The organism is Streptomyces sp. NPDC127190 (assembly GCF_042672505.1).
Lineage (GTDB): Bacteria > Actinomycetota > Actinomycetes > Streptomycetales > Streptomycetaceae > Streptomyces.
This window is the reverse complement of sequence record NZ_JBHXVE010000002.1, coordinates 100,639-113,053: the sequence shown is the minus strand read 5'-3', so window position 1 is coordinate 113,053 and position 12,415 is coordinate 100,639. Positions and strand designations below refer to the sequence as shown.

The following is a 12,415-nucleotide window of genomic DNA, read 5'->3' as shown; positions in this document are numbered from 1 at the left end:
CCGACTACTTGGCGGCCTTGACGAACTCGGTCGTGTACGTCTTGCTCAGGTCCACCTTGGCGTTCTGGATGTTCGTGTTGAACGCCTTGAGGACCTTCTCGACGGTCTCGGGGCCGTTCTGGGGCATCACGCCGTCGTCGGTGAACATCGGCAGGGTGCTCTTGATGGCCTGTGCGTAGAGCGTCTTGTTGCCCTGGGAGTAGTCGGCGGGCATCTTGGCGGCGATCTCGTCGGCGCTGTGGGTGGACATCCACTTGAGCGTCTTGACGAATGCATTGGCCAACTTCTGGACGGTGTCCTTGTGTCCGTTCACCCAGTCCGTCTGCATGTACAGACTTGACGACGGATACGGTCCGCCGAGCGCCTCCTGCGACCCCTCGGGGGTGCGCATGTCGATGAGGACCTTGCCCGCCTTCTTGTCCAGGATGGTGGCGACGGTCGGGTCGGTGGTCATACCGCCGTCGATCGCCCCGTTCTGGAGGGCGGCGATGAAGGTCGGACCGGCGCCCACCGCGACCGGGGTGAACTCGCTGACCTTCACGCCGTTCTTCACGGCCAGGTACTTGGTGAGGAAGTCGGTCGAGGAGCCGAGCCCCGTCACGCCCAGCTTGCGGCCCTTGAAGTCCTTGGGGCCCTTCAGCTCGCCGGCCGCCTTGCCGGAGACCACCTCGACCTCGCCGGGCGCGTGGGAGAACTGCACCACGGACTCGACCGACTTGCCCTTCGTCTGGAGGTCGAGGGTGTGGTCGTAGAAGCCGACCGCCCCCTGGACCTGGCCGGAGACGAGCGCGGTCTCGGCCTGGACGCCGGCGGGCTCGCTGAGGAGCTGGACGTTCAGGCCCTCGGCCTTGAAGTAGCCGAGCTGCTGGGTGAGCATCGCCGGCAGGTAGATGACCTTGTCCAGGCCGCCGACCATGATCTTGACGGTCTCGCCCTTGCCGCCGCCGGTGTCGGCCGTGGTGCCGGCCGCGTCGTTGGCGCAGGCGGTGAGCGTGGTGAGGGCGAGCAGGCCGGCGGCCAGCGAGGCGTGTCTGGCGGTCTTGCGCATGCGGTTCACGTCCTTGTGAGAGGGCGGTGCGGGGAGGAGGTGGGGGCGGCGATGGGAGCCGGTCAGTCGCCGGAACGGGCGGGCTTCCAGCGGAAGATGCGGCGCTCGGCGAAGGTCAGCAGTCCCTCGGCGACGAGGGCGACGACCGCGAGGATGACCATGGCGGCGTAGACGCCGGCCGCGTTGAAGGTGTTCTGCGACTGCGAGACGAGCAGGCCGATGCCCTTGGTCGCGCCGATGTACTCGCCGACGATGGCGCCGATGAGCGCGAAGCCGAAGCTGACGTGGAGGCTGGTGAAGATCCAGGAGGTGGCCGACGGGATGACCACCTGAAGGGTCACCCGGCGGTCGCTGGCGCCCAGGATGCGGGCGTTGGCCACCAGGTTGCGGTCCACCTCGCGGGCGCCCTGGAAGGCGTTGAAGAACACCGGGAAGAAGACCAGCACCACGGCGGAGGCGACCTTGGAGGAGGGACCGAGCCCGAACCAGATCAGGAAGATGGGTGCAAGGACGATCCTGGGGATCGAGTTGAGCACCTTGATGTACGGACCAAGGACCTCGGCGAGCAATCTGATCCGCCCGAGCGCAATGCCGAGCAGTACACCCGCGATCACACCGATGACCCAGCCGAGCAGTGCCTCGTAGAGCGTGTACCAGACCTGCTCGCCCAGGGAGCCGAGGGCGGTGCCGTGCATCACCCAGGTCCAGATCTGGTCCCAGATCTTCGTGGGCATCGAGAAGTTGAACGGGTCGATGACCTTCGCCCGGGACAGCCCCTCCCACAGTCCGAGGCCGGCCACCAGGAGCAGCACGCGTACCACGGTGACGAGCGCCTTGCGGCGGCGGGCGGCCTGGGCGCGGGTCTGTGCCCGGTCGGGGACCTTGGCCGTTTCGACGACCGCGGGCTTGAGAACCTCAGGCGACACGGGCGGCACCCCTCTCACGGGTGATGCGGACCTCTTCGCCGAGCGACTCCCAGATCTCGCGGTAGATCTCGATGAACCGCGGCTCCAGCCGCACCGACTCAACCTTGCGCGGCCGGGGCAGGTCGATGGAGAAGACCTGCTTGACGGTCGCGGGCCCAGCGGTCATCACGACGACCTTGTCGGCCAGCGCGATGGACTCCTCCAGGTCGTGGGTGACGAAGACGACGGAGGCGCCCGTGCCCTCCCACAGCTCCAGCAGCTCGTCCGACATCAGCGCCCGGGTCTGCACGTCGAGCGCCGAGAAGGGCTCGTCCATCAGCAGGATCTCGGGGTCGTTGACAAAGGTGGCGGCGAGGGCGACGCGCTTGCGCTGACCGCCGGAGAGCTGGTGCGGATAGCGGTCCTCGAAGCCGGCGAGCCCGACCCGGGCCAGCCAGTCGCGTGCCTTCTCCTTCGCCTCCGCCTTGGGCACCCCGCGGAAGCGCAGGCCTGCCATGACATTGGACAGGACCGTACGCCAGGGGAAGGTGGCGTCCTGCTGGAAGACGAAGCCGACCTTGTCGCCGACGCCGTCGACCGGCTCCCCGGCCACCAGCACCTCGCCTTCGCTGGGCTCCTCCAGACCGCTGACCAGCGTCAGCGTGGTGGACTTGCCGCAGCCGGTCGGGCCTACGACGGCCACGAACTCGCCGCGCTCGACGGTGAGGTCCAGACCGCGCACCGCCGTGTGCAGTCCCCCGGACGGGGTTCTGAAGGTCTTGCTAGCGCCCCGCAGCTCGATGGCGGGGCTGGTGTGTGCGCTCATGGCCCGGGACGGTAGGTGTGAGCGCGGCCACGACAGCAGTCTTGTGAGCACAAGCTGTTCTTTTGCTCGCAAGAACCTGTTGTGCTCATTTTGCTCGCGCTACAACTGCGGAGCACGAAACACGGGCTTAACGCTCGCCGGCCTTGAAGGAGAGGCCTGATGATTGACGTCCTGGTGGTGGACGACGACTTCCGCGTCGCTGAGATAAACGCAAAATACGTGGGGAAGGTTCCCGGCTTCCGGGTGGCCGCCCGCGCGCACAGCGCCGCCCAGGCGCTGGCCGCCGTCGAGCGCGGCGCCATCGACCTGGTCCTGCTCGACCACTACCTGCCGGACGGGACCGGCCTCGAACTCGTCCACCGCATGCGTGAGCAGGGCCACGGCACGGATGTCATCATGATCACGGCGGCCAGTGATGTGGCGACCGTCCAGCAGGCGATGCGGCTGGGCGCCCTGCACTACCTGGTCAAACCGTTCACCTTCGCGGCGCTGCGCACCCGCCTGGACTCCTACGCCGCACTACGCCGCACGGTCGACCGCGTGGGCGGCCGGGGCCTGACCGGCCAGGAGCAGGTGGACCGCATCTTCGGCGCGCTGCGCACCGCCCCCGCCCCCTCCGCGCCCGGCCTGCCCAGCGGCCACTCGGAGCCCACGACAGACCTCATCTGCGGCATCCTGCACCGCGCCGGCCATCCGCTGTCGGCCCACGAGGTCGCCGCCCGCACCGGCCTGAGCCGCTCCACGGCCCAGCGCTACCTCCGCCACCTGGAACAGGCCGGCCGCCTCCGCCTCTCCCTGAAGTACGGCGACACCGGCCGCCCCGAGCACCGCTACGCCTGGGTGGCCCCGTAGACCCGGCGTGGGATCGCCTGGGGTGCTTGGTGAGCTACACGGCTCCGGCCCCGGTCAGCGACCGCACCTCCGTCTCGGCGTACTTGGCCTCGTCGGCGACCTCGTCCGAGGTGATCGTGCCCAGCCAGCCGGCGAGGAAGCCCAGCGGGATGGAGACGAGACCCGGGTTCTGCAACGGGAAGTACTGGAAGTCGACCCCCGGGAAGAGCGAGCCCGGACTGCCGGAGACCACCGGGGAGAGCAGCACCAGCCCGAGCGCCGGGACCAGTCCGCCGTATACGGCCCACACGGCGCCGCGGGTGGTGAAGCCGCGCCAGAACAGCGAGTACAGCAGCACCGGAAGGTTTGCGGACGCGGCGACCGCGAAGGCGAGACCGACCAGGAAGGCGACGTTGAGGTCACGGGCGAGCAGACCGAGCGCGATGGCCACGACGCCGATCGCGACCGCCGCCAGCCGGGCCACCGTCACCTCGCTGCGCCGGGTGCCGCGTGAGCGCCGCAGCGACGCGTACAGGTCATGGGCGACCGAGGCCGAGGAGGCGAGCGTGATGCCGGCGACCACCGCGAGGATCGTGGCGAACGCGACCGCCGCGACGATCGCGAACAGCACCGTGCCACCGGTGGAGCCCGCTCCGCCGCCCAGGTCGCGGGCGAGCAGGGCCACCGCGGTGTTCCCGGCCGGGTTCGACGCGCGCACCGCGTTCGTCCCCACCACCGCCGCGGCCGCGAAGCCGAGGACGATCGTCATCAGGTAGAAGCCGCCGATCAGCCCGATCGACCACACCGCGGAGCGCCGGGCGGCCCGCGCGGTCGGCACGGTGTAGAAGCGGGACAGGATGTGCGGCAGCCCCGCCGTGCCCAGCACCAGCGCGAGTCCCAGGCTGATGAAGTCGAGGCGGGCGGTCCAGCTCCCGCCGTACTTCAGCCCCGGCGCCAGAAAGGCTCTGCCGTGGCCGCTGCGCTGCGCGGCGGCGACCAGCAGCCGGTCCACGTCGCCGTGGAAGCGCAGCAGGACCAGCACGGTCAGGGCGACCGTCCCGCACAGCAGCAGGACCGCCTTCACGATCTGGATCCAGGTGGTGGCCCGCATGCCCCCCAACGACACATAGACGACCATGAGCGCGCCGACCCCGATGACCGTCCATGCCTCGGCCGCCCCGCTGGTCCGCCCCAGCAGCAGCGCCACCAGGCTGCCCGCGCCGACCATCTGCGCCACCAGATACACAACGGACACGGTGACGGAGGCGGTTCCCGCGGCGATCCGCACCGGCCGCTCGCTCATCCGGGCGGCGATCACGTCGGCGAGCGTGAACCGTCCGCAGTTGCGCACCAGTTCGGCGACCAGGAACAGCACGACCAGCCACGCCACCAGGAAGCCCACCACGTACAGCATCCCGTCGTACCCGTACAGCGCGATCAGCCCGGTGACGCCGAGGAAGGAGGCCGCTGACATGTAGTCGCCCGCGATGGCAAAACCATTCTCCATCGGCGAGAACAACCGGCCTCCGGCGTAGAACTCGTCCGCCGACCCCTGCCGCCGCCGGCTCACCCAGGTGGTGATGGCCAGGGTGACGGCCACGAAGCCGCTGAACATCAGCAGCGCCAAGGTCTGGTGATCACCGGTCATGAGGCGCCTCCCCGCGCTCCGCCCTGTGCTTCCCGGGTCAGTTCCTGGGTGTCCCAGCGCAGCTCCAGCGCGGCCCGGTCGCGGCGCAGCCGCGCATGCCGGGCGTAGGCCCAGGTGAGCAGGAATGTGGTGAGGAACTGCCCGAGTCCCGCGAGCAGCGCCACGTTCACCGCTCCCGCCACGGGCCGGGCCATGAGCCCGGGAGCGGTGGTCGCGGCGACCACGTAACCCACGTACCAGGTGAGGAAGGCCACGACTCCCGGCACCACGAACCGCCGGTATCTGCCGCGCACTTCCTGGAAGGCGGCGCTGCGCTGCACTTCGAGGTACACCTCGCGTGCGCGGGCCGCCGTCCCGCTCCCCTCCCCACGGGCCGACGGTACGGCCGCTGCCGGCATCCCGGTGCCGTCCAGCTCACCCCAGCCGGTGGCCAGCGCGTCGTACCAGGGGTCCTCGTACGTCATGTCGCGGGCGGGGACACCCTCGTTCTCCCGGTGCTCGGCCGATCTCCCCTGGCCGTCCCCGGCTCCGCGGGAACCACCGTTGCTTGGCTGCATGCCCAAGTGTGGACAGACCCGGAGGAGTTCCGACTATTCTTCCCCGGCTCTTCACCCCATCAGGTGATTCACCGGGTGGGCGGCCGCACCAGTCCCTTCGCATACGCGTAACGCACCGCCTGCGCCCGGTCCTTGAGACCCGTCTTGGTGAAGAGGTTGTTGATGTGTGTCTTCACGGTCGCGGTCGAGACATGGAGTCTGCGGGCGATCTCCTGGTTGGAGAGGCCCTCGGCGATCAGCGTCAGCACCTCGGTCTCCCGCGCGGTCAGTCCGTCGGGCGCGTCGGCGGTCGCCGGGGCGGGCTCGGGTCCGGGCTGTGACAGCCGCTCCAGCAACCGGGCTTGCACGCTCGGCGAGAGCCCCGCTTCCCCCGACAGCACGCTCTGCACGGCCCGCACGATCTCGTCGCCGCCCGCGTCCTTGGTCAGGTACCCCCGCGCTCCCGCGCGCAGCGCCGGGAACAACGACTCGTCGTCCGCGTAGGTGGTGAGCACCACGACCTGGGTTCCCGGGTACTGGGCCCGGATTCTCCGGGTGGCCTCCACGCCGTCGCAACGCGGCATCCGCAGGTCCATCAGGACGACGTCCGGACCGAGTTCCCCGACCAGCCGCACCGCCTCCTCACCGTCTCCCGCGGCACCGACGACCTCGACCCCGGGCAGCAGCCCGAGCAGCATGACGATGCCCTCCCGGACCACCGTCTGGTCGTCCGCGACCACCACGCGGGCCGGCTTCCTCTCCCCCTCCTGCTCCGTCATACGGGCACCTTCAGCGTCACCATGAACCCCTCCTCGTCCGGCCCCGCGTCCAGCGAGCCGCCCAGCAGTTCCGCGCGCTCGCGCATCCCCAGCAGACCGTACCCACCACCGGCTGCGGTGAGTTCACCCGGCCGGCCGCCCGAGTCCCGGACGTTCAGCCTCACTTCGTGCTCGCCGTAGTCGAGGCGGACCTCCACCTTGGCGCCGTGGGCGTGCTTGCGGACGTTGGTCAGAGCTTCCTGCGCGACCCGGCGCACCGCCTGGGACGCCTCGGCCGTCAGTGCTCTGCGCTCACCCGTGACGGTGACCTCCGCGCCGTCGGTGCCGCTGACCAGCTCGCTCAGGAAGTCCTCGAGCGGAGTCAGTTCGCCGCGCAGCGCGGACAGCGCCTGCCGGGTCTCGGCGAGGCCGTCGCGGGCCATGCCCCGGGCCGCCACCACCCGCTCCAGGATCTGTTCTCGGTCCGCGCCCCGCTCGATCAGCAGCCGGGCCGCCTCCAGGTGCACGAGCTGCGCCGAGAGGCTGTGCGCCAGCACGTCGTGGATCTCCCGGGCGATCCGGGCCCGCTCCGCCAGCGCCGCCGACTCCGCCTCGGCCGCCCGGGCGGCCCGCTCCTGGGCGAGCAGCCGCTGTGCGTTGCCGCGGGCTTCGGCGTCCAGCCGGAGGACGTATCCGGCCAGTCCGAGACCGACCATGGTGGCGGCGGTGGTCAGCCACGCGTCGTTGTTCACCGTGGCGTACGCCTGGAAGGAGATCCAGGTCACCGGCAGCGCGGCGGCCATCGGGAGCCGCTCCAGCGACACGACACCGCAGCCGCACCAGATGACCAGCGCCGGGACCCGGAAGCCGGCGACCTGGGCGACGACCGCCAGCGCCACCAGGAGCAGAGCCAGGACCACCGACGGCACAAGCCGGTGCTCGAGGGTGGTGCGGAAGAACGCCACGGCGGCGGCAGCGGCCACGATGACCACCGCGACGGCCGCCACGGTGCCCCAGCCGTGGACCTGACCGCTGGTGAAGGCGCTCCAGAGCAGCAGGCCCAGTGCGAGCCCGCGCGAACCCCAGCCGAGCACCCTCCGGGGCCTGCTGATGCCGGCGTGGCCGAGCGCCTCGCGCGATGGCCAGCGGGTCCAGACGTTCCCCGTCACACGCGCTCCTTCCCGGCCGACCACACACCGTCACCGTACGCCGGGACAGGGCGGGCCACCGGGCCCAGGGACTGCGCCCGCCAGGCCAGGACCGCCCCGCGGACCAGCAGGGTGGCGGCGAAGCCGAGCATCAGGACCGAGCTGTCCTGGTGCAGACCGAGCGCGGTCCCGACGGCGAAGAGACCGATGCGCAGGGCGATGCCCACGCCCCACACGGCGGCGCTCGCCGTGGAGCTCTTGGCCCATACGACGCCGTCCGGCGCCGTCCAGACACGGCTGGTCCAGGCCCAGCCGGCGCCGATGGCCACGCCGAGGAGCAGCTCCACGACGAGCAGCGCGCCGGATTCGATCCGATGGTGGGGGTCGAGGATGCCGGAGTGGCTCAGCGAGAGCGCGGCGAGGACGAGGGGCACTATCCACCAGCGCCGGTCGGTGTCGATCGCGCGGGCACGGAACTGCCGCACGATCACCAGGGCGACCACGGCCACGATCACCAATGCGTTGGCGAGCCCGGACATCAGATCCTCCGTGAGCGAGAAGAGCGGTGCCGGAAGCGAGCGCCGCCGACCCTTCGAAGCTACGGAAATGCGCTGGTCGGCAGATCGGCGCACGGGTGGATCACGGGTGGATTCCCGCAGCGCCGTGTCTCCACCCCCGGGTGGAGACGCCCGGGCTGCGGGCGCCGGACCACCCCAGCGGAGGCGGGGGAAAGCAGACGTCCGCGAGCCGGGGCGCAGCCGAATCCTCGATCAGCTGCGCCCGGTCGGCTCGCGGTCGTCGTCCCGGTCGGGCCCGTCGGGCGGATCCCGGTCGGCTCCGCCCGCGACTACGCGTCGATGCGGGACCGGTCCAGCGTCGCCGCGGAGCTGGAGATGAACTCCTTGCGCGGCGCCACATCGTTGCCCATGAGCAGGTCGAAGACCTGTTCGGCGGCCTCCAGGTCGGAGAGGTTGATGCGGCGCAGGGTGCGGTGACGCGGGTCCATCGTGGTCTCGGCCAGCTGGTCGGCGTCCATCTCGCCCAGACCCTTGTAGCGCTGGATGGAGTCCTTGTACCGGATGCCCTTGCTCTGGAACTCCATGAGCTTGTCGCGCAGCTCCCGGTCCGAGTACGTGTAGACGTACTTGTCCTGGCCCTTCTTCGGCTGGACGATCTCGATGCGGTGCAGCGGAGGCACCGCGGCGAAGACCCGGCCGGCCTCGACCATCGGCCGCATGTAGCGCTGGAACAGCGTGAGCAGCAGGCACCGGATGTGGGAGCCGTCCACATCGGCGTCGGTCATCATGATGATCTTGCCGTAGCGCGCCTGGTCGATGTCGAAGGTACGGCCGGAGCCTGCCCCTATGACCTGGATGATCGCGCCGCACTCGGCGTTCTTCAGCATGTCCGTCACCGACGAGCGCTGGACATTGAGGATCTTGCCGCGGATCGGCAGCAGGGCCTGGAACTCCGAGTTGCGGGCCAGCTTGGCGGTGCCCAGCGCGGAGTCGCCCTCGACGATGAACAGCTCGCTGCGGTCGACGTCGTCGCTGCGACAGTCGGCGAGCTTGGCCGGCAGGGACGAGGACTCCAGGGCGGTCTTGCGCCGCTGGGCGTCCTTGTGCTGGCGGGCGGCGACACGGGTACGGGCGGCGGCGACCACCTTCTCCATGACGACCCGGGACTGGGCGGCGGCATCCCGCTTGGTGGCGGTCAGGAACGCCTTCAGCTCCCTGGACACCACGTTGTTCACGATGCGGCGGGCCGCGGAGGTGCCGAGGACCTCCTTGGTCTGCCCCTCGAACTGGGGCTCGGCCAAACGCACGGTGACGACCGCGGTCAGACCCTCCAGGGCGTCGTCCTTGACGATGTTGTCCTCGGCCACGCGCAGCAGCTTCTTCGCGCGCAGCACGTCGTTCAGCGTCTGGGTGAGGGCCTGCTCGAAACCGGCCACGTGGGTGCCGCCCTTGGGGGTGGCGATGATGTTCACGAAGGACCGGACGGTGGTGTCGTACCCCGTGCCCCAGCGCATCGCGACGTCGACACCCAGCTCGCGGGTGACCTCGGTGGGGGTCATCTGGCCGTGCTCGTCCAGGACCGGGACGGTCTCCTTGAAGGTGCCCTGGCCCGAGAAGCGGAGGACGTCGCAGATCGGCTTGTCGGCCGCGAGGTACTCACAGAACTCGCTGATGCCGCCGTCGAAGCGGAAGGATTCCTCGCCCTTGCTGCCCCCCTCGCCCAGGCCGAACTCGTCACGGACGACGATGGTCAGGCCGGGCACGAGGAACGCGGTCTGCCGGGCACGCTGGTGCAGGTTCTCCAGGGAGAGCTTGGCGTCCCTGAGGAAGATCTGCCGGTCGGCCCAGTACCGCACGCGCGTGCCGGTGCGGGTCTTGGGGATCTTCTTGGCCTTGCGCAGTCCGCTCTTGGCCTCGAACTTCGCATCGGCGCCGTCCGCCGCGAAGGCGCCCGGCACACCGCGCCGGAAGCTGATCGCGTGCGTGTGGCCACCGCGGTCCACCTCGACGTCGAGCCGGGCGGACAGGGCGTTGACCACGGAGGCGCCGACGCCGTGCAGACCGCCGGAGGCGGCGTAGGAACCGCCGCCGAACTTGCCGCCCGCGTGGAGCTTGGTCATGACGACCTCCACGCCGGACAGCCCGGTCTTCGGCTCCACGTCCACGGGGATACCGCGGCCGTTGTCCCGCACCTCCACGGACCCGTCGTCGTGGAGGATCACCTCGATGTGGTCGCAGTATCCGCCGAGGGCCTCGTCCACGGAGTTGTCGATGATCTCCCACAGGCAGTGCATCAGCCCGCGGCTGTCGGTCGATCCGATGTACATACCCGGGCGCTTGCGCACGGCCTCGAGGCCCTCGAGGACGAGCAGGTGCCGCGCGGTGTAGTTGGAACCGTCCCGGTCTGCTCCTGTCAGCAGCGCTGTGGACGGGACGGACGTCTCGGCGGTCACGCGGTTCGCTCCTCGCTGAATTTCAGGTGGGCCCCTTCTGGGTAAGGGGGTGGCTTCGGTTGCCGCTCAGAGGGTACCGAGGCCTGGTAGAGCCGGTGTAACGCCACCCTCGTCGAGAACTCAGACTAGTCCAGCCTCGCATGCATGTTCGATCCCTCGTTGGAGTGAAGTACATATCACGTTCCCTGGGAGGCATGAACCAATTAGGCTCCGGGCACGTCCTCATGAACAACCGGCAACCCGGCCGGGAGGACCGAGACCAAGACCGCGCGAAACCGTAAGCACACAAGAGACGCACTACGGCACATTCGCCGCCAACCGGCAGCAGACAGTCGACCCGGAAAGATTTTTTCGAGAAAGAGCCCCGAGCGGGAACGTTTTCGGGCTGGTTGGATGTTGACCCTGGTACGACAGCTCGTCGAGCTAGAGAAGAGGCGACGTGACTACTGTTCTGACCCCCGCGAGCCCGCTGACGGCCGCTGATCGATGCGACCGCTGCGGCGCCCAGGCGTACCTGCGCGTCGTCTTGCTCAGCGGCGGAGAGCTGCTCTTCTGCGCCCACCACGGTCGCAAGTTCGAGCCGGAACTCAAGAAGATCGCCGCTGAGATACAGGACGAGACGGAGCGGCTCACGGCTGTGCCGAACACCGCTTCCGAAGAAGAGCGCTGAATCTCGCATACACGACGAGCCAGCCCCGGCCCAGGCCGGTGAACGGGCGGCCGCTCCCCTCTGGGAGCGGCCGCCCGTGCTCGTGTCTCCGGATCGCCCTCAGCGGCCCTCAGGAGCGCGTGCGGGGCCGCTGCGGGCTTCCTGGGGCTGGTTCCAGCGCTCGTACGACCTCGGAGACGCGCGTGTAGACGCCGGGACTGCCCGGTTGCCCACAGCCACTCCCCCACGACACGAGCCCGATCAGCCGCCCCCCGGCCACCAGCGGGCCGCCGCTGTCGCCCTGACAGGCGTCCGGGCCCCCGGCGGGCTCTCCGGCGCAGAGCATGGTGCCGGCGCGGTAGGTGCCCTGCGGGCCGCCCGGGTAGGCGCGCGCGCAGAGATCGTCGGCGAGCACGCGCACCCGTGCGGCGTGGAGATGGCTCGCGTAGGCGCCCGTACCGGTCGTGTCGCCCCAGCCGGAGACCAGTGCCTCCGTGCCCGGCGTGTAGGCGGGGTCGCCGGGTCCCGCCATGGCGACGACCGCGCTCTGCGGCAGCGGCTCGACAAGCGTCAGCAGGGCGAAGTCGCCGGAGCTGGCCTCGGCGTCGTACCGCGGGTTGACCTGCACGTTTCGGACGGCGATCTCCTGGCCCTCGCTCGACAGCAGATCCGTGCGGCCCGCGATGACCTTGAGATCGCGCGCGCGGTGCGGCGGCTCCCCGAGGACGTCGTCGGCGAGGCAGTGGGCAGCGGTCAGCACCGTCGTAGGGGCGATCGGCACACCGCCGCAGAACTGACCCGCCCGCGTACCGCCGAACCGGTCACGGCTGGACAGCGCCACGGTCCACGGGGCCTGGGAGACCTCTATCGGGAACCCCCCGACCACGACGCTGTCGGCGGCCACCGGGGCCGCGCCGACCAGGGGTATGACGGTCAGGGCGGCCGCCAGGGCCACCGGCCGGATCAGTGCGCGGGCAACGGAACGGCGCATGCATGCTCCTCACTCCGTGGTTCCGATGGAACACCCAGAGTCAGTCAGGGCGGCTCCGTGCGCAGCACGAAGGCCCGGCTCCCGCGGGGGGAACCGGGCCTTCG

The 12,415-nt window shown here is 70.2% G+C and carries 12 protein-coding genes; 2 read left to right on the top strand and 10 right to left on the bottom strand.

Features of this window, described 5'->3' with window-relative positions:
- Positions 1–4: 4 nt before the first annotated feature.
- The 3 genes from ACFVIU_RS03855 to ACFVIU_RS03845 all read right to left on the bottom strand — a co-directional run bounded on the left by ACFVIU_RS03855 (position 5) and on the right by ACFVIU_RS03845 (position 2,779).
- Positions 5–1,048 (bottom strand): ABC transporter substrate-binding protein, encoded by a 1,044-nt coding sequence (locus tag ACFVIU_RS03855; RefSeq protein WP_385840437.1) that lies wholly within the window; start codon positions 1,046–1,048, stop codon positions 5–7.
- 62 nt (positions 1,049–1,110) lie between these two features.
- Positions 1,111–1,974 carry an ABC transporter permease gene (locus ACFVIU_RS03850; RefSeq protein WP_385840436.1) on the bottom strand — a complete coding sequence of 288 codons (864 nt, stop codon included), beginning with the start codon at positions 1,972–1,974 and terminating at the stop codon, positions 1,111–1,113.
- Positions 1,964–2,779, bottom strand: a complete 816-nt coding sequence (locus tag ACFVIU_RS03845; RefSeq protein ID WP_385840435.1) for an ABC transporter ATP-binding protein — start codon at positions 2,777–2,779, stop codon at positions 1,964–1,966. Before ACFVIU_RS03845 ends, ACFVIU_RS03850 begins: the two co-directional genes overlap by 11 nt.
- Positions 2,780–2,938: 159 nt before the next feature.
- Here ACFVIU_RS03845 and ACFVIU_RS03840 point away from each other — a divergent pair, with 159 nt between their 5' ends.
- Positions 2,939–3,631, top strand: a complete 693-nt coding sequence (locus ACFVIU_RS03840) for a response regulator (protein ID WP_385840434.1) — start codon at positions 2,939–2,941, stop codon at positions 3,629–3,631.
- A 34-nt stretch (positions 3,632–3,665) separates the two neighbouring features.
- On the opposite strand, the gene ACFVIU_RS03835 is transcribed toward ACFVIU_RS03840, so the two are convergent.
- From ACFVIU_RS03835 to ACFVIU_RS03810, 6 genes are all read right to left on the bottom strand, one after another.
- Positions 3,666–5,258: a cation acetate symporter gene (locus ACFVIU_RS03835; protein ID WP_385840433.1), complete on the bottom strand. Its 1,593-nt coding sequence runs from the start codon at positions 5,256–5,258 to the stop codon at positions 3,666–3,668.
- On the bottom strand, positions 5,255–5,815 hold the full coding sequence (locus ACFVIU_RS03830; protein WP_385840432.1) for a DUF485 domain-containing protein: 561 nt from the start codon (positions 5,813–5,815) through the stop codon (positions 5,255–5,257). Before ACFVIU_RS03830 ends, ACFVIU_RS03835 begins: the two co-directional genes overlap by 4 nt.
- Positions 5,816–5,883: 68 nt before the next feature.
- On the bottom strand, positions 5,884–6,573 hold the full coding sequence (locus ACFVIU_RS03825; RefSeq protein WP_385840431.1) for a response regulator: 690 nt from the start codon (positions 6,571–6,573) through the stop codon (positions 5,884–5,886).
- Complete coding sequence (locus tag ACFVIU_RS03820; protein WP_385840430.1) at positions 6,570–7,721, bottom strand: sensor histidine kinase; 1,152 nt, start codon at positions 7,719–7,721, stop codon at positions 6,570–6,572. Before ACFVIU_RS03820 ends, ACFVIU_RS03825 begins: the two co-directional genes overlap by 4 nt.
- Positions 7,718–8,239, bottom strand: a complete 522-nt coding sequence (locus ACFVIU_RS03815) for a DUF1453 domain-containing protein (protein ID WP_385840429.1) — start codon at positions 8,237–8,239, stop codon at positions 7,718–7,720. Before ACFVIU_RS03815 ends, ACFVIU_RS03820 begins: the two co-directional genes overlap by 4 nt.
- A gap of 308 nt (positions 8,240–8,547) precedes the next feature.
- On the bottom strand, positions 8,548–10,671 hold the full coding sequence (locus ACFVIU_RS03810; RefSeq protein ID WP_385840428.1) for a type IIA DNA topoisomerase subunit B: 2,124 nt from the start codon (positions 10,669–10,671) through the stop codon (positions 8,548–8,550).
- A gap of 439 nt (positions 10,672–11,110) precedes the next feature.
- Here ACFVIU_RS03810 and ACFVIU_RS03805 point away from each other — a divergent pair, with 439 nt between their 5' ends.
- The gene (locus ACFVIU_RS03805) at positions 11,111–11,341 is read left to right on the top strand and encodes a hypothetical protein (RefSeq protein ID WP_171114502.1); all 231 of its coding nucleotides are present in this window, start codon (positions 11,111–11,113) and stop codon (positions 11,339–11,341) included.
- A gap of 109 nt (positions 11,342–11,450) precedes the next feature.
- Here ACFVIU_RS03805 and ACFVIU_RS03800 read toward each other — a convergent pair whose 3' ends face one another.
- Positions 11,451–12,311, bottom strand: coding sequence for a serine protease (locus ACFVIU_RS03800; protein ID WP_385840427.1), 861 nt, complete (start codon positions 12,309–12,311; stop codon positions 11,451–11,453).
- Positions 12,312–12,415 lie beyond the last annotated feature (104 nt).